The organism is Bradyrhizobium sp. CCGE-LA001 (assembly GCF_000296215.2).
Lineage (GTDB): Bacteria > Pseudomonadota > Alphaproteobacteria > Rhizobiales > Xanthobacteraceae > Bradyrhizobium.
Genome location: NZ_CP013949.1, coordinates 1,247,857 through 1,271,764, shown reverse-complemented (window position 1 = coordinate 1,271,764; position 23,908 = coordinate 1,247,857). Strand labels below are relative to the sequence as shown.

Genomic DNA, 23,908 nt, shown 5'->3' with positions numbered 1-23,908 from the left:
ATCAATCAATGAGGCGGGACCCGGTTCTGGACCAACAACAAAATGTGAAAGCGGACTTGGAACCTGTTCACCCGGCGATTCGCCGGGCCAATGCGATGCCGCCCTACTCCACCTTGCCGATCTTCTTCACGGCCGCGATCAGCCGCGCGCTGTCGGCCGCGACGAACTCGGAGAATGCGGGGGCGTCCTGATAGGCGACGAGACTGCCGGAGGTCTCGAAGGCCTTCAGCACATCGGGACTTCTCATCGCTTCGGCCATCGCTTCGCGCAGCCGAGCCGCGATCGGTGCCGGAAGCGAACTCTGCGCGAACAGACCGGCCCAGATGTAAAACTCGACGTCCTTGTAGCCGATCTCCTGGAAGGTCGGCAGGTCGGGGAAGCTCGGGATGCGCTTCGCGCCGCAATTGCCGAGCACCCGCAGCTTGCCGTCGTCGACCTGTGGCTTCAGCGTGCCGGGTGCGGCGGCGATTGCCTGCACGGTCCCGCTGAGGATCGCCGTCAGCGCGGGACCTGCACCGCGAAATGGCACGTGGAGCAGCTTGATGCCGGCGCTGTTTGCGAACATCTCCATCGCCACGTGCAACGTGCCGTAGGGCCCCGATGAGCCGTAAGTGATCTGGCCCGGGCGCGCCTTGGCATCCTCGACGAAGTCCTGTGCCGTCTTCCATGGCGCCGAGGCCGGCACCGCGAGCAGCGTCGGATCGGCGAGCACGCGCGCGATCGGCATGAACTGCGCGACTTCGTAGGCAACGGGACGATCGAACAACCGATCGGCCTCGGGGAGCACCGCGAGCGAGGACAGCGTCATCAGCAGCGTGTAGCCATCTGGCTCAGCGCGCGCCGCGGCGGCATTGCCGACCGAGCCGCCGCCTCCGCCCGCCCTGTTGTCGACGATCACGGGCTTGCCGAGGATCCGCTCCAGCGCCTGTGCCACTGGGCGCGCAGCAAGATCGGCCTGCCCGCCGGCGGGAAAGGGCACGATCATGGTGATGTTGCGCGCCGGATAGGTTTGGGCGAAGGCCTCCTCGGGGAACGCAGCGCGCAACAGCGGCAGTGCGGCAGCGGCGCGCAACAGTTCGCGTCGGTCCATGATGGGAGCCTCCCCCGATGTTCTTTGTTTCGCTCTCAGCCTAACGCGCCAACCGGCAAGAACAAGATGTTTACGAAGCGTTAGCCATGTTCGGCCTCGCCAGGAACGCATATCTGGACCCGCTGTTGCCCTCTCAGGGAGAGTGAGTAATGCGGAATCTGGCAACCATCGACGTCGCGCTGGACGAGATGCTGGTGAATCTCGCGGCGATCGTCTTGCGGCTTTCAAAACCCGAATTGAACCGCACGCCGGAAGCGCGGCGCGCCTTGGCGCAATCTGTCCATCAATACGGGGTTTGCGCGAAGCGATCGAACGACCCGCGCGTTCACGAATTGAAGGCGCAGCTGGACGAGACGATCAAACCGAGCTTGCGTATCGTCTCGATCAACGGCGTGAAGGTGTCGTAGTCGGGCTGCAATGAGAGTTCGCGTAGGTGGACAAAGGCGCGCTCTTCGCGCGTCGTGCCCACCAAGGGTCTATCTAGTCTTCGCACCATTCTTCGTCCGGCGCTTGCAGGTGCCCGGCAGCTTCGCTGCGAGGAAATCCGCGAGCGCCTCGACACGAGCGGGGCGCGGGCCGCCGGGCGGCGTCACCAGATGCACGGCGCCTTCAGGCTGCTTCCAATCCTTCAGGATCACTTCGACCGCGCCGGACGAGATCGCCTCGCCGACGATGAATTCGGGCAGCTCGGCGATGCCCAGGCCTGCGATCAGCGCCGGCATCACCGCCTCGCCATTGTTGACGCGAAGCGGGCCGCCCGGGCGCACGCTGGCCTGCTCGCCCGCCGAATTGGTGTAGTGCCAGACATTGGGCGTCGAGAGATAGGCGTAGCTGAAGCATTTGTGCTCGGCCAGATGCATCGGATGCGTCGGCCGCCCGTGCTGCTTCAGATAGGACGGCGCGGCCACGGTGTAGCGCGGCATGGTGAAGAGCTGCCGCGCGATCAGTGACGAGTCCGGCAGCCGGGCGATCCGCACCGCCATGTCGAACCCCTCGCCGATCAGATCGACGGTCGCGTCGCTCAGATGCAGATCGACCGAGACTTCCGGATAGGCCTGGAGGAATTCCGGGAGCAGCGGCGCCACCGCCTTGATGCCGAACGTCATGGGCACGGCGAGCCGGACCAGCCCGCGCGGCGCAACCGATTGCGCCAGCGCCTCGTTCTCCGCGGCCTCGCCATCGACTAAAAGGCGCGTCGCGCGCTCGGCGAGCTTGTGCCCGGCGTCGGTCAAGGCGAGCCGACGCGAGGTGCGATTGAACAGCCGGGCCCCGAGCCGCTCCTCCAGCCGCGTGACCGCCTTGGAAACGGTCGCCTTGGACATCGCGAGTTCGCCTGCGGCCCCCGCAAAGGACCGCAACTCCACGACTTTTGCGAAAATCGCGAGCGCTTCGAAATCCGGGAGTTTTGCCATGGCGGGCGATCCAATCGGGATAAATTAGGAAACAATGTGTTTCAACAGTTTCTATTTCTATACCACAGACGGAGGCTTATCCAAGGGTCAATCGCAATTCCAGCAATGGAGATTCCAATGACCAAGAAGCTCTCAGGCAAGGTTGCCCTCGTCACCGGCGGCTCGCGCGGCATCGGCGCGGCTTCCGCCCGCGCGCTCGCCGATGAAGGCGCAGACGTCGCCATCAGCTACGTCGCCTCGCCCGACAAGGCCGAAGCGGTCGTTGCCGAGTTGAAGGCCAAGGGCGTCAAGGCGCGCGCCTTCAGGGCCGACCAGGCCTCGGCGAAAGACGTCACGCAGCTCGTGAACGACGTCGCAAAGGAGTTCGGCCGTCTCGACATCCTCGTCAACAATGCCGGCGTCGCTGCTGGCGGTGCGATCGACGATGCCAAGGCCGACGCAGAAGCGTTCGACCGTCAGGATGCCATCAACGTGCATGGCGTGATTGCGGCGATTCGCGCCGCCTCGCAATTGATGGGTGAAGGTGGCCGCATCGTCACCGTCGGCTCGATGCTGGCTGACCGCGCCTCATTCCCGGGCCTTGCCGACTACGTTGCCACCAAGGCCGCCGTGGTCGGCTACACCAAGGGCGCTGCGCGCGACCTCGGCCCGCGCGGCATTACCGTGAACGTGGTGCAGCCCGGCTCGATCGACACCGACATGAATCCGAAGGACGGCGGCGAGTTCGCCGAGACCCAGCGCAAGCAGCACGCGCTGCAGCGCTTCGGCCGTCCCGAGGAAGTCGCGGCGGGCGTCGTTTTCCTCGCTAGCCCCGAGGCCTCCTTCGTCACCGGCACCGTGCTCAATGTCGACGGCGGGTTTGGCGCCTGATTCAGGCGCCAAACCCGCTCAAGTCAAGGAATTACGCAGATGATCGAACTCAGACCTTTCGCAAAGCTCGGCGGCGCCGACCACGGCTGGCTCAAGGCCAAGCATCATTTCTCCTTCGCAAGCCATTATGATCCGAACAACATGGGTCATGGCGCCTTGCGGGTGTGGAACGACGATGAGATCGCGCCGAACACCGGTTTTCCCGCCCATCCCCATGCCAACATGGAAATCATCACGTATGTGCGCGAGGGCGCGATCACACATCAGGACAGCCTCGGCAACGAGGGACGTACCGAAGCGGGCGACGTGCAGGTGATGAGCGCCGGCAGTGGCATCCGCCACTCCGAGTACAATCTCGAACCGACCCAGACGCGGATCTTCCAGATCTGGATCGAGCCGACGGCGCGCGGCGGTCAGCCGACCTGGGGTTCGAAGCCGTTCCCGAAGGCAGACCGGTCCGGCAAGCTCGTCACCATCGCGAGCGGAATTGAAGGCGACATTGATGCGCTGCCGATCCGCGCCGACGCGCGGGTGCTCGCCACCACGCTGAAGGCGGGCGAGAGCGCGGAATACGCGCCGCAGAAGTCGCGTCATCTCTATCTCGTGCCCGCGGCGGGCGTGGTCGAGATCAATGGCGTGCGCGTCAACGCCCGCGATGGCGCCGCGATCCGCAACGAGGACCGGCTGACGATCACCGCACTGGAAGATTCCGAGATCGTGCTCGTCGACGCGGCGTAGGCGCCGCTCCTTCCGTCATGGCCGGGCTTGTCCCGGCCATCCACGCCCATCCGCACGGAAGCAAGAACGTGGATGCCCGGGACAAGCCCGGGCATGACGACCTCAACATCTAGTCAAACTCATCGTCCAACGGAGACCACCATGACCAAAGTTCTCGTCCTGTATTATTCCGCCTACGGCCACATCGAAGCCATGGCCAATGCCGTCGCCGAAGGCGCGCGTGAGGCCGGTGCCACCGTCGACATCAAGCGCGTCCCGGAGCTGGTGCCGGCCGAGGTCGCGAAAGCCTCGCATTACAAGGTCGATCAGGCCGCTCCGATCGCCGAGATCGGGGATCTCGCCAATTACGACGCGATCATCGTCGGCACCGGCACCCGCTTCGGCCGCATGGCCTCGCAGATGGCGAACTTCCTCGACCAGGCCGGCGGGCTCTGGGCCAAGGGCGCGCTGCACGGCAAGGTCGGTGGCGCCTTCACGTCGACCGCGACCCAGCATGGCGGCCAGGAGACCACGCTGTTTTCGATCATCACGAACCTGTTGCATTTCGGCATGGTGGTGGTCGGCATGAACTACGGCTTCGCCGGGCAGATGAAGCTCGACGAGGTCACCGGCGGCGCGCCCTACGGCGCCACCACGATCACCGGCGGCGACGGCAGCCGCCAGCCCAGCGCCAACGAGCTCGCCGGCGCGCGCTATCAGGGCCGTCAGATCGCGGAGACCGCCAGGAAGCTGCATGGCTGATGCGACAGGGGCGGCATTCTCCTTCGAGAATGCCGCCCCATCTGCGTGGAAGACGTTTTTCACCAAAACCGATACGAATGGCTTTCGAACTGCTGTTGATCGCGCAGATGCTCCGCCGGCCCGCACAGGCGCTTGCGCGGCGCTGGTATTGTCGCAGCCTCGTTCGCGCCTCGCGTGGCCGCTTTCGCTGCGCCGGTTGCACGGGATCGTGATGGCGGGCACCGCCCTCACGTTCGTTCGGCCTTTTTCCTGACGAGATCCTTGCCGATCGGCCGCGCCGGCTCGCTTCGCAGCACCAGCGAGGTCGTGACGGCGCCAAAGCCGGCGATCCGGTCCACGATCGTCTCGAGATCCTCCGGCGCCGGGACGAGCACCTTGAGCACGAAGCAGTCGTCGCCCGTCACGCGATGGACCTCGATGATGTGGGGAATTTCGCTGAACCGCTTGAGACAGGTCTTGATGTGCTCATGCGTGGTGCGCAGGCGTACAAGCGCCATCAGGCCGAGCCCCAGCGCGCGCGGATTGATGCGGGCGCCGTAGCCTTCGATGATCCCGGCTTCCTCGAGCCGCTTGACGCGCTCGGAGACCGCCGGCTGGGACAGTCCGACGGAGCGGCCGAGCTCGGACAGCGGCACGCGTGCATTGGCTTGCAACGCCTCGAGGATCTTCAGATCCTTGGCGTCGATGCTTCCGAAGCGATCCAACAAAATTCTCCGTTCCACCTTGAGATCAACGGCGGATGGTCGATTCCACCGATGACTTGCCATGTGATGCAGCACCGCGCTGCGTCACACTGCCTCCATCGCAGATATCACGGGACGACCATGCACGACACCATCACCCTGCCCGGCCTCGGCGACTCCGGAGACACCCATTGGCAGACGATCTGGGAGCGCAATGATGCGCGCTTCCTGCGGTTTCAGCCCGCGAGCTGGGATCAGCCCGACCTCGACGATTGGGAGCAGTCGCTTGAGCGCGCGGTCAGGCGCTGCACGACGCCGCCCGTGCTGGTCGCACACAGCCTTGCCTGCCTGTTGGTGGCGCATTGGGCCGCTCGCTTCCAATCCCGCATCGCCGGCGCGTTTCTGGTCGCGGTGCCCGATCCCGATGGCGCCAGCTTCCCGATGGAGGCGGCCGCGTTCAAGACGGTGCCGGAATGCGCGCTGCCCTTCCCTTCGCTCGTCATCGCCAGCACGGACGACCCCTATGGCGAGATCAGTGCGACACGGCAGCGAGCCAGTGCCTGGCGATCCGGTCTCATTGTGCTCGGCGCACTCGGTCACATCAATGCGTCGAGCAGGCTCGGCGACTGGCCGCAAGGGCGCGCGCTGCTGGAGGCCTTCAGGGCGGGCCTGTCGCGATGACGGATCAGCGCATCCGGCGCAGTACGGGCGCGGCGATGGCAGCGAGCCCGGGATATCGTCGCAGGCCCTGCGCCGCATGGTCGCGCCATGCGTATGGCAGACCGCGCCAGGACAGTGCGACGCTGACGTCGGTCAGCGGGACCCTCGTAGCGCCGAAGCGGCGCTTATAATCCTGGTTGCCGATGCTGAGATCGAAACGACGCACGCCCTGCGCATGCAGCGCTGCCATGGTGCGCTCGATCACGAGCAGCCCGGGAGAGCAGCTCGACCATGAATCGCCTCCGTGGCTGATCCGCAGCAGGTAATAAGTCGCGCCTTGCCTGATGCCGAACGACGTGCCGATGACGCCCTCGTCGCAGACCAGCGCCGTAACGACGGCATAGCCACCCGCGACGCCCTGCCGGGCAACCTCGCGATAGAACCGTGCATGGGTCTTGTCGTTGAGGACGAACGGCGAGCCTAGCTTTTGCATGCGCGCCTGCTGCTGCACATCCATCACGTCCAGCAGCTCGTGTGCGCGCGCGACATCCGTGGCGAGCTCAAACCGCGCGCCGGCATGGCGGGTGAAGACGCGCCAGCAGCGCGGCATCTGCATGCGCTTGATCGAAGTTTGGTAAGCTTCATAATCGTCGCCGAGCAGCACGAGATTGCCGTTGAGCGAGGACGATCCGGTCCGGCCGAGCGACACCAGCGGATTTGGCTTGCCGCCGATCTGGGCGGGCATCTTCCTCAGGCGCAGCAGATCGAAGCCATCGGGCAAGGCGCGCAGTGCGCGGATCAACGCCTTGCCGATCGCGCGCATCGCCGCCGCATCCAGAGCGGCGTCGAGCGACAGGATCGGCGCATTGTTGTCGGAAACCCCGAGATCGGCGAATTCAACGACGCGGATACCGCGCCTCACATGGCTGATCATCAGCACCAGCGCGATGTCCCTGCCGGTCGCGGCATCGGAGATGACGGCGATCAGCGGTGCGAGGTCGTCGAATGCCGCGTACCAGGCACCGAGCCAATAATCATGCTGGAACGCGGTGCGATGACCTGCAGTCAGCCGCAAAGCAGCCTGCCGCCAGTCACGCAGGAAATCGACCGCGATTCCCGGCGAGCTCGACACCCGACCTTCTGATTGCTCGACGCTGAGGAATGTCATCCGCGTGACATACGGTTACTGAGTGCTCCGAGATAGATTATGTTTCGTCGCAGACCACAAGCAGCGTCGCTGCTTATCGTTAAGCCGATGCCACCAAGGCCGCTCCTGCTGCGACAAGCTGTCAGCGCGCCGGTTCCGCCGCGACGCACTGGAACCTCGCCAGAAAATGCAGGCCGGCCACTGCGAGCCCGAACATGAACCAGATTGGATTTTGCCGATCGAGCAGGAACGTCTCGGTTGCACCGTAGTACAAGCCGAACAGCCATATCGTCAGGAACAGCTTTGCCAGCGCGCCGCTGCGGTTGTGCGCCTGGGCCGACTGGAAATTGCCGAGCGGCGCGAGCGCGAAGATGAGGATCACCAGCAGCAGCCCTGGCAAACCGATGGTGACCGCAAGGTCGAGATAGCTGTTATGGCTGTGGGCCGCGGTCGTCGCCCATTCGGCGCCTTGCGCGGTCTGCCGCGCAGACACGTCGTCCCAGAAGGCCGCGTAACCATGGCCGATGATCGGCTTTTCCGCGACGGCTGCGAGGGCGAACTCCCAGATCGCGGAGCGGCCGGTGAAGGTGGGATCGAGCGGAAGCATCCGCGTGATGCCGCCGAGCGCAGGGCTCATGACGCTGCCGACGGTCAGCAGGTTCATCAGAATCAGCGGCACGAAGCAGATGATCCGCTTCAGCCATAGGCTCCGCGTGACGTAAACCAGCGAGGCCAAGAGATAGATTGCAAGGCACAGCACCGACGACGTCTTGCCGCCGGTGAAGATCAGGAAGATGCCGGCAAGCGCGGCGATCGCCGGCCCCATCACGAACGAGCCGACCGCGGACAGGTAGATGCCAACATAGACCAGGATGGTCATCACCGGCGAGGCGACGTTCTTGTGGCCGAAGCTGCCGCGCCAGTCGCCGGCGAGCTGCGGCTCGGTGATGTCGAACACCGTGTGGATCGAATATTGCGGGGCGAGAACAACGCCGAGATAGCACACCACCAGCAGCGCGAGCGCGGCGCCGCCGAGGCACAGATTGAAGCTTCGCTGCGTCGGCGGCAACAGCGGCAGCAGCACGGCTAGCGACGTCACGCTCGCCGCGAGCACGAAACGCTGGAACGACACGCCGCGGCTCTCGGAGAAGGCGATGTTGATCAGCAGCCAGCCGACGAGGCAGAGATGCAGCGGGGTGACCAGGGTTTTCAGCGCCGGCGCATCCGTCGCGGCGACGCACAGCACCGCGACGACAGCCAGGAGGCCGTATACGATGTAGGTCAGCGCCATTCGTCCGCCCACGACGGTCACGAAATGCTCGCTGCGCAGGTCGGGAAACGGCTCGAGCGTCACCAGGATCAACAGCAGGGCCGCGACCGCGACGAGGCAGCGCGCCGCGCGCATGGCGTTCACCCCTGCAAGTCCATCATGCAGGACGTGGCCGAATGATCGGGTTTCGACGTCAGTCATGTCAGGGGCGCTGCGATCCAGGCTGCAATCCGTGGCGACAGCTGGTGAGGCCGGCCGAGCTCAGGTTCTAGCTCACCGCCGTTAACCATCCGTCAACCAGCTTGCCGAAAACGACCGTAGATGCGTTGCGGGCAGAGTTGCCGAGCTCGTCGGATTTGCAGCAGCTCGATGTCGCCTGCTTAACGTTACTCCACAAATCCGCCGCCACGCGGGCGTTAGCGGCGGCGAACTTGCCGACAATGCGGCTATCATCCGCCGCAGCCGAGATTTCGGCAGACGTGCCCCTGGTTAACAGACCATTAAATACGAGCTGCCGCTTGATCACCGCCGACGAGGTTCTCGAATTACCGGTCGCCTCACGCGTAGCGCCGGCGACGCGCCTGCCGCTGCCGGTGACCCCGGCCCCGTCGGTCTCCGTCGTCATTCCCGCCAAGAACGCTGCGGCCTATATCGGTGAAACAATCGCGAGCGCACTTGCGCAGGACCATGTCGGCGAGGTGATCGTCGTGGACGACGGCTCGACCGACGACACAATTGCGATCGTTCACGCCATGCGCGATCCGCGGCTGCGCATGATGAACAACTATTCTGCCGGCGTGTCTGCGGCCCGCAATCTCGGCGCGCGCCATGCGAGCGGCGATTGGCTGCTCTTCCTCGACGCCGACGATCGCCTGCGTCCCGGCGCCGTGGCGGCGCTGCTGGCGGCGGCGCGCGGCGCGCCCCGCGCGGTTCTCGTCTATGGCGACTACAACACGATCGACAGCGAGGGACGGCAGATCGGCCGGCGCGACCTGCTGAAGGGACGCAGCAAGCCATCCGGCGACGTGCTGACGCGGCTTGCGGCCGGCAATTTCATTGTCAATGGCGGCATCGTGATCACCCGCGCGGAAGCCTTCCGCGCCGTCGGCGGCTTCGACGTCTCGCTCAGATATTGCGAGGATTGGCACTGCTGGTGCCGACTTGCCGCGATCGGCGAGTTCGAATTTACCCCAAAGCTCCTGCTCGACTATCGCGTGCATACCGCCAACACGATGAACGCGGCAGTGCGCACGCCGCAGGACTTCTTCCCCGCGGTCGCCCGCGTCTTCGACGACGGGCTGATCCTGGCAAGACTGCCCGAGGGCATGGCGGACCCGCTGCGTCAGGCCGCCGAGATCCATCTCGTCACCTATTCAGCAATGCAGGCCGTGCGCTTCGGCAGATATCGCCAAGCCTTCACCTATCTCGCGATGGTTGGCCGGCGGTCGCTCAAATCGCTTCCGCGCGCGGCGCTTCGGGTCTTCCTCACCCGTTTTGGTATCTAGGACGCCATCACGGCATCAGGACACGATCTTCGAGGCCTCATAGGGCTTCGGCTCGATGCCGAATGCCGCGAGCACCGAGCCGAGCGCGACCATCACCGGATGCATTGCGACGACGGCCTTGGAGGAGGTCAGCAGGCTGGCGGCGCGAACCAGCGACAGCGGCAGCCGTCCGAGCATCTGCGCGAACACCAGCGCACGCGCTGTCGCGCTCTGCGCGGCCTTTGACTGCACGCGATAATTGATTGCGCCGATCCGCAAGCCTCGCTTCGCTATCCAGCCGAGGCTCGTTCGGCTCTGCGGCACGGTCTCGGTGATGACGGCCTCAGCCGTCCAGTGGAATTTCAGGCCGGCATCGCGGCACCGCACGAAGAAGTCGCAATCGCCGCCGCCGAGGAAATTGAACCGCAGGTCGAAGGCGGGACGATCGAACCGCTCGAATACCGCGCGCGTGATCAGGCAATTGCCGCAGCCATAGATCAGCGGCACCGCGCCGCTGTACTCATAGGCGGGGCAGAAGGCAGGATGACGCGACAGCCACGGCTGGTTGTCGTCTTCGAAGACGGGCAGCACCGGCCCGCCGACCACGTCGGCGCCGGTCGCCTCCGCGGTGCGAACCATCAGTTCGAGCCAGTCGGGTGAGGCGATCTCGTCGTCGTCGATCATCAGGAAGCGGGTCGCGGCCGGAAACAGCGCCTGGGCCGTCTCGAACGCGGCGTTGATCGCTTGGCAATTGCCCTGTCGCTTCTCGACGAGGCAGATGCCCTGAAGCCTGCTATCGCCGAGATATTCCGCGGCGACAGGCGCGCTCTCGCGGCGCGCCGCATCGTTCTCGACCATGACGACGGCGAAGGAACGGGGCGTGCGCTGGCTCACCAGCGAGTCCAGGGTCAGCCGTAGATGCTGCGGACGACGGAAGCAGGGAATGCAGACGACGATGCCGACCGAAAGATCGATGACGCGGGAGCTCGCCACGATCTCCCGATTGGGATCGGAGACGACGTCCGAGATGCGCGTCGCGGACAGCTCTGTCGGGATCAATGTCATGGCGTCCTAGATGTCCGAGATGTGTTGAAAAAGCCCTGCTTCGATCGCGCGGATCGGCCACGTCCCGCGACGGCACAACGTCGCGGGACAGCGGCGTCCCAAAATGAACAGCCGCCGCGCGGCGCATCCCGCCACGACGCCGGCGACTTGCAGCCATCTCGGCACGATAGCATGCACTTAACCGCGTTCGCGTGCTTCTGACGCAAAACCTTGCACGCGTGGTAGTGCAATTCGCGGTCCAGTGTGCCGACAACGGCTCAACATGAACAATGCTGTAGTTAACGCCTATGGGCATTAACCCGACTGTAAGCACTGCAAGCAGTGAGACGGCGCGGCATCAGATTTGCTCTTCGGGGGAGCGAGTTTTTTCCTGTAAATTTGAATAGAACAAGCGCGGTCAGAAAATCATGAACAAGCCAGCGACGATCGATTTCGCGACAACCACCGCCATCAAGGCCTCCGTGGCGGCCCCACTCGCACTGCACGATCTGGTCCCCGGCGAAGCCCGCGACAGCCTGCTCGCCGTCCATGACGTGCTGCGCCGCGAACTACCGCAAGGCCGGCTCGCCATCTATGAAGCCGGCGGCGGCTCGTGCAGCGTCCTGCCACCGGAATTGCCGGGCCGCAGCCACGTCACCGTCGTCGACATCGATGAGGACCAGGTCCGCAACAACACCTATGCGGACAAGGCAGTTCTCGGTGACGTCCAGACTTACCGTTTCGAGCCCGAGACCTTCGATCTCGTGATCTGCTACAACGTGATCGAGCACCTCCCCGACGTCGAGGCGGCGCTCCTGAATTTCCGCCATGCGCTCAAGCACGGCGGAATGATCCTGATCGGCGCGCCCAATCCGCGCTCGCTGTCGGGGGTCGTCACCAAATATTCGCCGCACTGGTTTCACGTCTGGTTCTATCGTCACATCCGCGGCATCAAGGATGCGGGCCTGCCCGGCGAGCCGCCCTTCCCGACGTTCTTCCATCCGCTGGTGACATTGCCGAGGCTCGAAGCATTCGCGGCCACCAACGGGCTGGAGATGATCTATCGGCGCGAGGTCGAGAGCCCGCGCTATCCCGAGATGCGCGGGCGCAAGCCGATGTTTGCGGCCTTGGTCGATGCCGGCGCCGCGGTGATGAACGCGGTGCTTCCGCGCGGCACCGACGTCCGCCGCGGCGACTATCACGTCATCCTGCGAAAGAGCTGAAAGCCATGCACGCGCGGTCGATCGAGCGGCGAGCGACGCTTCGCGGGCACGCTGCGCGCGGTAACGACCCGTTAATCTCTGGACGATCACGGCGACGCTCCGAAAGGCGGCATGCGCTTAAACGCTTTGTTTGCCATTTCGGTGAATAGTCCCTCAATGAGTATGGTTAATTTTCCCTGTTGCGTTGATTGGGCACCTATATCCCGGGTGCGTGGCGTAAAGCGAAGAGTAACCCCTCAGCCCGCGGCACTTGGAATGAAAGCTGGGGATCATGCTTGACTATAACCAGCCGATCGATCGAACCGGACCGGAGGCCTCGCAACGGAAGCCTCAAGCCGGGTTCAACGCGCTGGAGCTCGCCAATCTGCTGTGGCGGCGGAAGGTTGCGATTGCGGCGGCCGCCCTGCTCGGCGCGACGCTTGCGGTCACCGTCGGCAAGAGCCTGACGCCCCGTTACACCGCCACCGCCCAGCTCTATGTCGATCCGCGCGAGCTTCAACTGGTCGATCGCGAGCTCACACCCCGCGCGCAGGATGTCTCCGGCATGTCCATGGTGGTGGAGAGCCAGGCGCGCCTGATCACTTCCAACAGCGTGCTGCTCCAGGTCATCCAGCAGGCCGGTCTCGACAAGGATCCGGAATTCGGCGGCGGCGGCGGTACCAGCCTGATGTCGTCGCTGCTCAGCCTGGTCGGCTTGCAACCCCGCGCGCCTTCCGCCGCTGAGAAGAAGGAAGTGGAGCTCGCGGCGCTCGACGCGTTGAACAAGCACATCACGGTCCGCAAGACCGAGAAGAGCTTCATCGTCGACATCGAGGTCTGGTCGACGGATCCGGCCAAGGCCGCGATGCTCGCCAACACACTGACCAACGCCTACCTCGCGGAATCCCGCAACTCGCAGGCTTCGGCAGCACGCCGCGCCACCAACGATCTGTCTGGCCGCCTGAAGGAGTTGCGCGAACGGCTACGCAATGCCGAGACCGCGCTCGCCACCTACAAGGCACAGAACAATTTCGTCGGCACCCAGGACACGCTAATCAGCGACCAGCAGCTCTCCGCCAGCAACCAGCGACTGGCCGCCGCTCGCGCCGCGACCATGGATGCGCAGGCGCGGCTCGACCAGATCGAGGCGAGCCGGCGCACGGCCGCCGATGCAGGCGCGATCCCCGAGGCGCTGCAATCGCCGACGATCGCGAATTTGCGCGCGCAATATGCCGATGCCCGCAAGAAATATGCTGAGCAGGCCGGCGAGCTCGGCCCGCGCCACCCGGCGCTGCGCCAGACCGAGAAGCAGGTCGAAGACCTCAAGCGCACCATCAGCGAGGAGATCGACCGCTTCGCCCAAGCCGCCAAGAACGATCTGACGCGCGCCCGCGACTTCGAGGCCTCGCTCAACCGTGCGCTGGAAGCGCAGAAGCGGCAGAGCGTCCAGCTCAGCCAGGCCTCCGTGCGCTTGCGCGAGCTCGAGCGTGAGGCCGATGCCAGCCGCGACGTCTATCAGTCCTTCCTCAAGCGCTCGCGCGAGACCGAGGAGCAGGAGAGCCTGAACACCTCAGCAGCCCGAATCATCGGCGAAGCGACGGTGCCGCAGCGACGATCGTTCCCGCCGGCGATGAGCCTGTTCGCCATGATCGGCTTCATCTTCGGCGCAGTCGCCGCCTCGAGCTGGTTCGTCGCGGCCGAGCTGCTGTTCGCTGGTACGATCGCGCCGGCGCCGACGCCAGCACGTCCACAGCGCACACCGGCATCGGAAGCAGCGCGAGCTCCGCAGCGCGGGAGCGCCCCGGAAACGTCGCCGCCGCCTCAAAAGTCCCCGCGCGCTCCGGAAGTCGCGCAAGCTCCGCCGGAACTGGCTGCGCCTCCGCTGCAGCCTGCGATGGTCGAAACACCTCTGATCGAGAAGCCGCTGATCGCCCGTTTCCAGGAGGCCGACGTCATCCACACGCTGGGCGCCATTCTCGCCATGGGCGGCGGCGTCGATCTCACCCGGCTGGGCTGGCCAACGCTACGCCCTGGCTTCCCCCTGACCACACTGCTCAATGCCTGGCGCGACATGCGCGCTGCGGTGGCCCGATGGACCGCCGGCAAGGCAATGCCCGTCATCGCGCTCGTCGGTCCCGGCGAAACCACCGGACGCAGCGTGACCGCACTCAACTTTGCGCTGGCGGCCTCGCGCGACGGCGCCCGCGTGCTGATGATCGACGCCGACCATCTTGCACGCTCGCTTTCGAACAAGGTCAGCCGCGGCGGAAAGAGCGAACCGAGCCGGCTCGGCTGGCTTTCGATCGGCAGCAAGGATGCGCGCGAGGTCAAGACGGTAAACGGCATCTCTGTGCTGCCGGCCGCCGACGGCGACGCCGGCAAGGCTACCGAAGCCATCCGCAAGGCCATTGCTCAGGCGCGTGCCGCGGGAGGCTATGATCTCGTGGTTCTCGACGGTCCCCCGGTGCCGCTCGCAGCCGGCGGCCGCAAGCTGCTCGACGACGCCGACGCGGTGGTGGCGGTGCTGCCGACCAGCCTCGACATCAACGACGGTCTGGAAGAGATCCTGGCCACGCTCGGCCGTGCCGAGCGCAAGCTCGTCGGCGTCGTGCTCGACGAGCTCACTCCCGCAGCTCAGACGCGACAGCGAGGCAGACAATATGCTTGAGCGCCGCGTCAACATCGACGGACGGGCGGCAACTGCCGACGTGCCGCGAACCACCGTCGGCGGCCTGCGTATGGCCGCGATCGATCTGGAAGAAACCGCCGATTTCATGATCGAGGCGACCGATCCCGACAATCGGATCGGTCGTCCCCTGTTCCTGACATCGGCCAATGGCGAGGTGCTGGCCCGCTGCTCGACCGAGCCGCAGACCGAGCGCCTGTTCCGTGCCGCGGATTTGATCAACGCCGACGGCCAGCCGCTGGTCGCCGCCTCGAAGCTGCAATCCTGGTTTCCGCTGCCGGAACGCGTTGCGACGACGGACCTGTTCCACGTGGTCGCGCGCAAGGCGGAAGCGCTGGGCCGCACCTTCTACATGTTCGGCGCCAGCGAGGCCGAGAACACCGCCGCGGTCGAGAACGTCCAGAAAATGTATCCGAACCTCAAGATCATCGGGCACAGCCACGGCTATCTTCGCGGCGAAGCGCTGCGCGCGAAGGTCGACGAGATCAACGCGCTGGCCCCGGACTATCTGTGGGTCGCGCTCGGCGTGCCCAACGAGCAGGCATTCGTGGAGGAGTTCACGCCGCATCTCACGAATGTTGGCGTTATCAAGACATCTGGCGGCCTCTTCAACTTCTTGTCAGGCAGCCGTTCCCGCGCGCCGCAATGGATGCAGAAGTTTGGACTCGAATGGGCCTGGCGGACCTGGCTCGAGCCACGCCGCCTGCTCTGGCGCTATTTGACCACCAACCCCCGCGCGCTCTATCTTCTCTTCAGCCGCAACCGACCCCTCCGCTAAAAGAAGAGCTGAAGACGACATGACCGACCGACCGACCGTCCTCGTCACTGGGGGCGCGGGCTATATTGGCTCGCATGCCTGCCGCGCATTGGCCGCCGCCGGCTACCAGCCCGTCGTTTATGACAATCTCTCGACAGGTCATCGCAGTTTCGTCGCCGGCCCCCTGGTGACCGGCGATCTGCTCGACGGCACGACGCTGGCGCGCGCCTTTTCCGATCACAAGATCACGGCGGTGATGCATTTCGCGGCGGCGAGCCTCGTCGGGGAGTCCATGACCGACCCGCAGAAATATTACATCAACAACGTGCAAGGCACGCTGTCGCTGTTGCAGGCGATGCGCAGTGCGAACTGTCAGCGCATCGTGTTCTCCTCGACCGGCGCCGTCTATGGCAACGCCGATTCCAAGGAACTGCCGGAAGACTTTCCCTGCGCGCCGATCAATCCGTACGGCGCATCGAAGTTGATGATCGAGCGCATGCTCGCCGACTATCGCTCGGCCTACGGCTTCGGCGCGTTCTGCCTGCGCTATTTCAACGCCAGCGGCGCCGATCCGGCCGGCGGCATCGGCGAGTTGCGCGACAACGAAACCCATCTCATTCCGCGCGCGATGATGGCGCTCCAAGGGCATGTCGAGTTCGCGGTGTTCGGCGAGGACTACGACACGCCCGACGGGACCGCGATCCGCGATTATATCCACGTCACCGACCTCGCGGCGGCACATGTGGCTGCATTGAAGCTTCTGGAACAGGGGCATGCCGGCGGCAGCTTTAATCTCGGCACCGGCTCCGGCTTTTCGGTGCGCGAGATCCTCAACGCCATCAGGCAGGAGACTGGACGCGAGGTGCCGCATACCGTCAAGCCGCGTCGCGCCGGCGATCCCACCTATCTGGTCGCCGATCCCTCGGCCGCGAAAAAGGTGCTGAACTTCGTGCCGCGTCACTCCGATCTGCCGACGGTGATCCGCACCGCATGGGCCTGGCACCAGAAGGCGCATCCGTTCAGGCCGCGTTAGCCAGTCGGCGCGCCCGCAGCTTGCCTGCCGTGCCTTCACACGGCTAGAATGCATATTCGCTGCCGCCGTCAGCGCGTCGCTGACGGCCGCATTATTCGCATGCCCGACGATGATGTCGGCTTGCATGGCTCGGCCCATTGCCCGAGCTAATTTTTTTCCGAGCGAAGGCCACGATCGAATCCAAGCCGTAGGCCCATCATCGGTCCTGGATTCGAGGAGTATCGACCGCATGCATCAGGCTGCACGCCTGGAGTTCGAGCGCGTGATGGACGAATTCGCCCGCTGGCATGGCGTGCCCGCGGAGGAGCGCTCGCCCGCACCTGCCTGGTGGTGGGGTCCTGCAATGGCGGTGTTCGACGACAATGAGCCGATGGGGCAGGCATGGCGCGCTGAGCTCGGCTTGAGCGAGGGCTCGAGCTTCGCCGAAGGCGCGCGTATCATTCTCGCGCTGTTCATCGAGCAGACGTCGCTGACAGGCCCCCAGGACTTTCCGAGCAAATCTGATTGCGATGGACACGACGTCCGCGAGCTGCACCCGCTGCCGTCAGACGATAGCGCGTTTCAGCCGCATTGATGCAGCTTCGGTCGCGGCAAGGTCCTTCTCCGGCTGGAGTGGCGGCGCAACAATCGGGGCCATCGGCAGCAGCAGCTCCGCCATCTGCCGGGCCGGCAATGGTTTGGAGATCAGATAGCCCTGCATCTCGTCGCAGCCATGGGTGCGCAGGAACGCCTCCTGCTCGACGTTCTCGACGCCTTCGGCGACGACGGTCATGCCGAGCGCCTTGCCCATGCTGATGATCGCCTGCGCGATCGCCTGGTCTTCCGAATCCTGCGGCAGGTCGCGCACGAAGGAGCGGTCGATCTTGATGGTGTCGATCGGGAAGTGCTTCATCAGCGACATCGACGAATAGCCGGTGCCGAAATCGTCGATGGCAAGACGAATGCCGCGGCTCTGGATGGCATCGAGCACCTTGAGCGCGCGACCGACATTGCGCATCATCATGCTCTCGGTGACTTCGAGCTGGAGCAGCACGGGCGACATGCCGGAGGCCGCCAACGCCTCGTCGACGTCCTGCAACAGATGCTCGTCGGCGAACTGCCGCGGCGACAGGTTGACCGCCATCGACAGCGGCAAGAGGCCGCGGCGCTGCCAGGCCATGGCCTGGGCGCAGGCCTCGTTCAGCACCCAGCGGCCGATCGGCACGATCAGTCCGGTTTCCTCCGCCAGCGGGATGAACTGCGCCGGCGAGACGTTGCCGAGGTCGGGATGTGTCCAGCGCAGCAGCGCTTCGACGCCGGTGATCTGGCCGGTCTCCATGTCGACCTTGGGCTGATAGTTCAGCGAGAACTGCTCGCGCTCCAGCGCCCGGCGCAGCGCGCTCTCCAGCGACAGGCGCTCGATCGACTGCGTCTTCACTTCCTTGGAGAAGAAGCGATAGCCGTTCTTGCCGTCCTCCTTGGCCAGATACATCGCCATGTCGGCGTTCTTGGTCAGCGTCTGCGCGTCGGAGCCGTTGGCCGGATACATCGCGATGCCGATCGAGGCCGTGGTGTGGCACTCGTGCCCGGCCAGCTCCATGGGCTCTGCAAGCGCGGAGAGCAGCCCGGTGGCGATGTGCTGGACGTCGTCGATCTCGCCGCACTGGTCGAGGATCACCACGAACTCGTCGCCGCCGAGCCGCGCCACCACGTCCCTTGCCCGCAACGCACCACGCAGGCGGTTGGCGACTTCGAGCAGGAGCAGGTCGCCCGCCTCGTGGCCCAGCGAATCGTTGATGACCTTGAAGCGGTCGAGATCGATGAACAGCACCGCAAAACGGTGGTCGTGGCGCTGCGCCGTGTCGATCGCCTCGCGCAGCAGGCCGTTGAAGGTCTCGCGGTTCGGCAGGTCCGTCAGGCTGTCATGCGAAGCGAGGTATTCGATCCGCTCGTCGGCCTTGTTTTTCTCGTCGGCGCGATCGAAATTCTCCATCGCGAAGGCGACGTTGGCGGCGAGGCGCTGCAACAGCTCGACGAACTCGGTCGTAAAGGTCTCGCTTTCGGTCGACATGTAGATCATGACGCCGACGGCGAGGTCGTGAACGACGAGCGGGATCGCCGCACCCGAGCGCGCGCCGTCGCCGCGAACGATGGCATGGAAGGCGCTCACGCGCGGGTCGTTGAGATAGTCGTTGCTGATGCAGGGCTGCCGGGTCCGGAACGCGGTGCCCGCCATCCCCCGTCCTTCGGGGCGTTCGGGGTCGACTGAGAGGCGGACGTTACGCGTGGTGTCGGACGATGGTCCAGCGCTGGCGACGATCTTGAGCTGATCGCTGTCGGCGCTGGCGAGTGCGATGGTTGTCGAGGTGAACTTGGCGCCGTTCGATGCGGCAAGACAGACGAGGTCGAACAATTCGGCGCGCGACTTCGCCCGCATGATCGCCTCGTTGGTCGCGCTCAGCGCCGCGAACATGCGCGTCAGCCGCTCCTTCTGCGCCTCGGTGCGGGCCTTTTCCTCGGCCCGCTCGAAATTGTCGAGCGCAAACGAGACGTTTTCCGCAAGGCGCTCCAGCAGCTCGACCAGGTCAGGCGTGAATGTATCCTCCTCCGGCGCGAGGAAAAGTAGAATGCCGATCGGGTCCTGGCCGGCTCGCAGAAGCGGGAAGCTGGCAGCAGCACGGGTCCCGTCCTCAACGGCCTTGGCGTGCCAGTGTGCCGAGCGCGGATCGTGCATGTAGTCGTTGATGACACAGGGCTGGCGCGTCCGTACCGAAGTTCCGATGATGCCCTGGCCCTCGGGATGGTCCGGAGAAATCGCACAGCTGCGCCCGACCATCCGCTCCTGGAGCCGCCCCTTCACAGCGACGACCCGGACCAGCTCACATGGCTCGTCGATGAGTCCGATCGTCGCCGACGCGAACATGCCGCCCAGCACCGCCGCCTGACATGCGACCTCGAACAGCTCCTCGCGGGTCTCCGCACGCATGATGGCTTCGTTGGTGGCGCTCAATGCCGCGAACATGCCGCTCAGCCGGTCGCGCTGCTTGTCGGCCTTCGCCTTCTCCTCGGCGCGATCGAGATTTGCGACCGCGAACGACACGTTACGCGCAAGGCGTTCCAGCAGTTCGAGCAACTCGGGCGTGAACGTGCCGATCTCGAGGGAGTTGAACAGGAACACACCTTCGGTGCGGTCGCCGACGAGCAGCGGCAGCGCGGCGGAGGACTTGACGCCGGTGCGGCGCGCACTGTCGTACCACGGCTGGAGCCGGTCGTCGGCCAGCAGGTCATTGGTCAGGCAGGGCTGCCCGGTGCGGAAACACGTGCCGGTCAGACCTCGTCCCTCCGGCACCTTATCCGTCGTGGCGAGTTTGAGTTTGCGCACTTCATCTGCGTTCGGCCCGGCGGAGGCGACGACCCGCAATAGCTCGGAGGCAGGCTCGGCGAGCGCGATCGTCGCCGAGCCGAACTTACCACCCTGTACCGACGCCTCGCATACGAGATCGAACAGCTCGGCACGCGATGTCGCCCGGATGATGGCCTCGTTGGTGGCGCTCAGCGCCGCATACATGCGCGCGAGCCGTTCCTCCTCGCGCGCGATCTGCGCCTTCTCCTGGTCGCGGTCGAAGTTCTGGAGCGCGAATGAAACGTTCTCCGCCATGCGCAGCAGAAGCGCGACGACTTCCTGGTCCTTGGCCCAGGACCTGCTGATGAAGAACAGGATGACGCCGACACTCTCGCCACATTTGACCAGCGGAGCCGCGACGCAGGCCGCAACGCCCGCGTTGACATTGGCCTGCTCCCACGGCGTTCCCTTGGTGCGGCTGACGAGGTCGTCCTCGACATAGGGCTTTTGACTGCGGAAGACATTGCCGGAGATGCCGCGGCCATAGGGATTGTCGGCATCGACGGAATATTTGGTCTGTGCGACGAGCTCGAGATTCTGGCCAGTGCCCGCGGCGGGCTTCAGCCAGTGGAACTCCCGCTCCTTCAACAGAACGACCGTCGCCAGCGACTTGCCCCCATGCACCGAGGCGTCGCACACGAGCTGGTACAGCTCCTGCTCGGTTTTGGCGCGCAGAATGGCTTCGTTGGTGGCACTGATGGCGCCGAACATGCGGTTCAGTCGCCGCGTCGCCCGCTCGCTGGTCTGCCGCGCGATCTCGCGCGCGAAGTTGTCCAGCGCATAGGAAATGTTGGCCGACATCCGCTCGAACAGCGACACCATCTGCACGTTCAGAGAGCCGGCCTCGCGACGGGTCACGAAGAGAACGCCGACACTCTTGCCGTTGCAGAGCAGCGGCAGCGCCGCAGCCGCGCCGATTTGCGCCGCAGCCGCCCCCGCGCGCCATGCGAGCGATCTCGGGTCGTTCAGATAATCGTTGCTGATGCACAGCTTCTGATCGCGGAACGCCTCGCCACCGACACCCGAGCCTTCCGGCGTGCCGGCTTCCGTCGTGATCACGATGGAGCGCAACCGCGCAACGTCGTCGCCGCAGCCGGCCGCAAAGCCCAGCCGTCGGCCATCCGGCTCCACCAGGAACACGGCGACCGCCAAAAAGTCCCCGCTCGAAAACCCGGCGTCGCAGACCATCTGGTACAGCTCGTCCGGCGATTTCGCGTAGAGGATCGCTTCATTGATGGCGCTCAACGCCGCAAAGGTGCGCGCGAGTGTCGTCGGCACGATCTCAGCTCCCGGGCATTTCTGCCTATTTCTCCCGGGTGCCTTTATGAAGCGCGATCGCCTAAGTGGTCGTTATTGCGCGCTGCAAACCGTCGATCAAAGTGAACGAGCTGCGAACGAGGGCTACGAAACTATCGAAAATACCGCCGCGCGGGACGAATCCTCGACCGAACGCGCGCTTTCTTTACGAATTTGCAGCCCTGTATTGGTTTGCGGGAGATTGATATCGCAGCGGCACTTTGAGACGATGCCGGCCAACAAGCAGCCCGCTCAAGGGCACCAGGCCGAGGGAACGCGATGCCGATCGTCAGCGCCGATCGCCTCACGCGCATCTGCTCCACTGCGTGATCGCCTTTCCTACCTATGTCGACCGCGTCAAGGCCGGACACATCGGAGAACAGCAGCATGGATCGGCAAATGATACTGGTCGGCTTCCTCCAGGCGCAGAACTGCACGAATTTGCCGAGTTCGTGGCGGCATCCGGACTCGCGCAACGATTCGATGTCAGCGGACTATTATCAGGAGATCGCCAGAATTCTCGAAGCCGGCAAGTTCCACATGGCCTTCTTCGACGACCGCCTGGCGATGCCGGATCGCTACGGCAACGACCACGCCCACACCGTCGAGTATGGCATCCGCTGCGTGAAGATGGACCCGCTGATCGTGCTGACCACGATGGGCATGGTCACCGAGAAGCTAGGCCTGGGCGCGACCTGCTCGACCACCTATTACGAGCCCTTCGACGTCGCCCGCCGCTTCGCAACGCTCGACCTGATGTCGGGCGGACGTGCGGGGTGGAACGTGGTCACGTCGCTGAACGACGGCGAGGCGCTCAACATGGGGCGCGACTCCCACCCCGAGCACGATTCCCGCTACGACCGCGCCGACGAGTTCATGGAGGTCGTGCTCGGCCATTGGGACACCTGGGAGGACGGCGCGCTGATCATGGACAAGCAAAGCGGCCGCTTTGCCGATCCCGCCAAGGTCAAGCGGCTCGACCACAAGGGGCCTGCCTTCAAGTCACGCGGGCCGTTCACCGTGCCGCGTTCGGATCAGGGTCATCCCGTGATCATCCAAGCCGGCGCGTCAGGCCGCGGCCAACGCTTCGCGGGCCGATGGGGTGAGGTGATCTTCACCGCCGCGCGCAACCTCGCCGCCGCGAAGGAAGGTTATGCGTCCGTGCGCAACGAAGCCGCCAAGGCCGGCCGCGATCCCGACCAGATGTTCCTCTGTAACCTGACCACACCTGTATGCGCGGCAACCAAGGCTGAAGCCGAGGACAGGATGGCGCTGATCAACACGCTGCCACTCGAGATCGACGCACTGTCCCTGCTCGCCGAAGCGCTCAACTACGATTTCGCCTCCAAAGATCTCGACGAGCCGCTAACCACGGAAGAGTTGAAGAGCATGCAGGGCATTTTGGGCATCCGCGACGGCGTTGTGAAGAACTCGGGCAAGAGCAATCCGAGCGCGCGCGACTTCGTCACCTTCTCCGGCCGCGGTCAGGTCCAGGACGCGATAGTGGGCGGTCCCAGGGAGATTGCCGACAAGCTGGAAGAAATGTTCGTCGAGCGCGGCTGCGACGGTTTTGTCATCGCCGCGACCTATGTGCCGGGCTCCTATGCTGACTTCGTGCAGCACGTCGTGCCCGAGCTGCAGCGGCGCGGGCTATTCCAGACGGACTATCGCGGTAAGACGCTGCGGGAAAATCTCGGACTGAAGCGGCCGGCTGCAGGAAGCTGGAAGACGCAGCGGCGCGATGCCGCGGAATAGGTCTCTCGGGGTGACGAAGTAACCCGCATCGCACTCGACAGTGCCGTAGGGTTAGTCAAAACGGCAGCGCCACGCCCGTCTTGATCTCCTTCAGCACCACGTTGCTGCGAACGTAGCGGATGCCGGGGATGCGGAACATGAACTCGTCCAGGAATCTGTTGTAGGCGGCCATGTCCTGCACGACCACGCGCAGGTGATAGTCAGCATCGCCCGTGGTCGCAAAGCACTCCAGCACCTCGCGACGCCCCGTGACGCGTGACACGAACTCGTCGACGAACTTGGCATCATGCCGCTCCAGCGAGACGTGGAGGATGGCGGACATCGTAAAACCCGCCCGCTCACGATCGATCAGCGCGGCGTAGCCACGGATGACGCCGCTGTCCTCGAGCGCACGCACCCGGCGCCAGCAGGCCGAGGTGGACATGCCGACCTCGTCGGCGACCTGCTGATTGGTGGCGCGGCCATCCTTCTGCAGATGGGCGAGTATTCGCATGTCCTGTTCTTCGATCATGGAAACCTCTCAACTCGGAAAGATCTACCAAATTTGATCGTACTGCGCAAAAATCTACCGGATTCGTGATCTACGCGGGATGAATAGGTAAGACCTACCAGCCGCCCGGGCCTAACCTCCTCTGATCCGGCAGGGAATGCCGCGGGA

22 protein-coding genes are annotated in these 23,908 nt (G+C 64.8%); 13 read left to right on the top strand and 9 right to left on the bottom strand.

Annotated features, from left to right (window positions below; genetic code table 11):
- Positions 1–103: 103 nt before the first annotated feature.
- The gene (locus tag BCCGELA001_RS06095) at positions 104–1,090 is read right to left on the bottom strand and encodes a tripartite tricarboxylate transporter substrate binding protein (RefSeq protein ID WP_008544036.1); all 987 of its coding nucleotides are present in this window, start codon (positions 1,088–1,090) and stop codon (positions 104–106) included.
- Positions 1,091–1,239: 149 nt separating this feature from the next.
- Here BCCGELA001_RS06095 and BCCGELA001_RS06090 point away from each other — a divergent pair, with 149 nt between their 5' ends.
- The gene (locus BCCGELA001_RS06090; protein WP_060734837.1) at positions 1,240–1,497 is read left to right on the top strand and encodes a hypothetical protein; all 258 of its coding nucleotides are present in this window, start codon (positions 1,240–1,242) and stop codon (positions 1,495–1,497) included.
- Positions 1,498–1,566: 69 nt separating this feature from the next.
- Here BCCGELA001_RS06090 and BCCGELA001_RS06085 read toward each other — a convergent pair whose 3' ends face one another.
- Positions 1,567–2,502, bottom strand: coding sequence for a LysR family transcriptional regulator (locus BCCGELA001_RS06085; RefSeq protein WP_060734836.1), 936 nt, complete (start codon positions 2,500–2,502; stop codon positions 1,567–1,569).
- Between the two features lie 117 nt (positions 2,503–2,619).
- On the opposite strand from BCCGELA001_RS06085, the gene BCCGELA001_RS06080 reads away from it, so the two are divergent.
- The 4 genes from BCCGELA001_RS06080 to BCCGELA001_RS37850 all read left to right on the top strand — a co-directional run bounded on the left by BCCGELA001_RS06080 (position 2,620) and on the right by BCCGELA001_RS37850 (position 5,104).
- Positions 2,620–3,372 carry an SDR family NAD(P)-dependent oxidoreductase gene (locus tag BCCGELA001_RS06080; protein ID WP_060737509.1) on the top strand — a complete coding sequence of 251 codons (753 nt, stop codon included), beginning with the start codon at positions 2,620–2,622 and terminating at the stop codon, positions 3,370–3,372.
- A 39-nt stretch (positions 3,373–3,411) separates the two neighbouring features.
- On the top strand, positions 3,412–4,110 hold the full coding sequence (locus BCCGELA001_RS06075; RefSeq protein WP_060734835.1) for a pirin family protein: 699 nt from the start codon (positions 3,412–3,414) through the stop codon (positions 4,108–4,110).
- A gap of 141 nt (positions 4,111–4,251) precedes the next feature.
- Entirely contained in the window at positions 4,252–4,851 is a 600-nt protein-coding gene (gene wrbA, locus BCCGELA001_RS06070; protein WP_008544033.1) for an NAD(P)H:quinone oxidoreductase, read from the top strand.
- Entirely contained in the window at positions 4,844–5,104 is a 261-nt protein-coding gene (locus BCCGELA001_RS37850) for a hypothetical protein (protein WP_158511607.1), read from the top strand. Before wrbA ends, BCCGELA001_RS37850 begins: the two co-directional genes overlap by 8 nt.
- Here the strand turns inward: BCCGELA001_RS37850 and BCCGELA001_RS06065 are convergent.
- Complete coding sequence (locus BCCGELA001_RS06065) at positions 5,079–5,555, bottom strand: Lrp/AsnC family transcriptional regulator (RefSeq protein ID WP_008544031.1); 477 nt, start codon at positions 5,553–5,555, stop codon at positions 5,079–5,081. The two genes, BCCGELA001_RS37850 and BCCGELA001_RS06065, sit on opposite strands and share 26 nt — an antisense overlap.
- Positions 5,556–5,675: 120 nt before the next feature.
- Between BCCGELA001_RS06065 and BCCGELA001_RS06060 the strand changes: the two genes are divergently transcribed.
- Positions 5,676–6,215, top strand: a complete 540-nt coding sequence (locus BCCGELA001_RS06060) for an RBBP9/YdeN family alpha/beta hydrolase (protein WP_060734834.1) — start codon at positions 5,676–5,678, stop codon at positions 6,213–6,215.
- 4 nt (positions 6,216–6,219) lie between these two features.
- Here the strand turns inward: BCCGELA001_RS06060 and BCCGELA001_RS38115 are convergent, their stop codons facing one another.
- The 3 genes from BCCGELA001_RS38115 to BCCGELA001_RS38110 form a co-directional block, all read right to left on the bottom strand.
- A complete protein-coding gene (locus tag BCCGELA001_RS38115; protein ID WP_060734833.1) occupies positions 6,220–7,362 on the bottom strand; it encodes a GNAT family N-acetyltransferase in 1,143 nt (380 codons plus the stop codon).
- Between the two features lie 121 nt (positions 7,363–7,483).
- Positions 7,484–8,812: an O-antigen ligase family protein gene (locus BCCGELA001_RS06050; RefSeq protein ID WP_060734832.1), complete on the bottom strand. Its 1,329-nt coding sequence runs from the start codon at positions 8,810–8,812 to the stop codon at positions 7,484–7,486.
- A 67-nt stretch (positions 8,813–8,879) separates the two neighbouring features.
- Positions 8,880–9,137, bottom strand: a complete 258-nt coding sequence (locus BCCGELA001_RS38110; RefSeq protein ID WP_008566312.1) for a hypothetical protein — start codon at positions 9,135–9,137, stop codon at positions 8,880–8,882.
- Between BCCGELA001_RS38110 and BCCGELA001_RS06040 the strand changes: the two genes are divergently transcribed.
- Entirely contained in the window at positions 9,130–10,116 is a 987-nt protein-coding gene (locus BCCGELA001_RS06040; protein WP_060734831.1) for a glycosyltransferase, read from the top strand. The genes BCCGELA001_RS38110 and BCCGELA001_RS06040 overlap by 8 nt on opposite strands.
- Before the next feature lie 15 nt (positions 10,117–10,131).
- Here the strand turns inward: BCCGELA001_RS06040 and BCCGELA001_RS06035 are convergent, their stop codons facing one another.
- Positions 10,132–11,160, bottom strand: a complete 1,029-nt coding sequence (locus BCCGELA001_RS06035; RefSeq protein WP_060734830.1) for a glycosyltransferase family 2 protein — start codon at positions 11,158–11,160, stop codon at positions 10,132–10,134.
- A gap of 407 nt (positions 11,161–11,567) precedes the next feature.
- Between BCCGELA001_RS06035 and BCCGELA001_RS06030 the strand changes: the two genes are divergently transcribed.
- The 5 genes from BCCGELA001_RS06030 to BCCGELA001_RS06010 all read left to right on the top strand — a co-directional run bounded on the left by BCCGELA001_RS06030 (position 11,568) and on the right by BCCGELA001_RS06010 (position 17,391).
- Positions 11,568–12,362 carry a class I SAM-dependent methyltransferase gene (locus BCCGELA001_RS06030; RefSeq protein WP_008544024.1) on the top strand — a complete coding sequence of 265 codons (795 nt, stop codon included), beginning with the start codon at positions 11,568–11,570 and terminating at the stop codon, positions 12,360–12,362.
- Positions 12,363–12,633: 271 nt separating this feature from the next.
- Positions 12,634–15,009: an exopolysaccharide transport family protein gene (locus BCCGELA001_RS06025; protein ID WP_060734829.1), complete on the top strand. Its 2,376-nt coding sequence runs from the start codon at positions 12,634–12,636 to the stop codon at positions 15,007–15,009.
- Positions 15,002–15,805 carry a WecB/TagA/CpsF family glycosyltransferase gene (locus BCCGELA001_RS06020; protein ID WP_008544022.1) on the top strand — a complete coding sequence of 268 codons (804 nt, stop codon included), beginning with the start codon at positions 15,002–15,004 and terminating at the stop codon, positions 15,803–15,805. The genes BCCGELA001_RS06025 and BCCGELA001_RS06020 overlap by 8 nt, the downstream gene beginning before the upstream one ends.
- A 19-nt stretch (positions 15,806–15,824) precedes the next feature.
- Positions 15,825–16,817 carry a UDP-glucose 4-epimerase GalE gene (gene galE / locus BCCGELA001_RS06015; protein WP_060734828.1) on the top strand — a complete coding sequence of 331 codons (993 nt, stop codon included), beginning with the start codon at positions 15,825–15,827 and terminating at the stop codon, positions 16,815–16,817.
- 229 nt (positions 16,818–17,046) lie between these two features.
- Positions 17,047–17,391 (top strand): hypothetical protein, encoded by a 345-nt coding sequence (locus BCCGELA001_RS06010; RefSeq protein WP_060734827.1) that lies wholly within the window; start codon positions 17,047–17,049, stop codon positions 17,389–17,391.
- Here BCCGELA001_RS06010 and BCCGELA001_RS06005 read toward each other — a convergent pair.
- A complete protein-coding gene (locus BCCGELA001_RS06005) occupies positions 17,362–21,477 on the bottom strand; it encodes a bifunctional diguanylate cyclase/phosphodiesterase (RefSeq protein ID WP_060734826.1) in 4,116 nt (1,371 codons plus the stop codon). The genes BCCGELA001_RS06010 and BCCGELA001_RS06005 overlap by 30 nt on opposite strands.
- 405 nt (positions 21,478–21,882) lie before the next feature.
- On the opposite strand from BCCGELA001_RS06005, the gene BCCGELA001_RS06000 reads away from it, so the two are divergent.
- A complete protein-coding gene (locus BCCGELA001_RS06000) occupies positions 21,883–23,250 on the top strand; it encodes an LLM class flavin-dependent oxidoreductase (RefSeq protein WP_060734825.1) in 1,368 nt (455 codons plus the stop codon).
- A gap of 55 nt (positions 23,251–23,305) precedes the next feature.
- On the opposite strand, the gene BCCGELA001_RS05995 is transcribed toward BCCGELA001_RS06000, so the two are convergent.
- Positions 23,306–23,761 (bottom strand): Lrp/AsnC family transcriptional regulator, encoded by a 456-nt coding sequence (locus BCCGELA001_RS05995; RefSeq protein WP_008544017.1) that lies wholly within the window; start codon positions 23,759–23,761, stop codon positions 23,306–23,308.
- Positions 23,762–23,908: the final 147 nt, after the last annotated feature.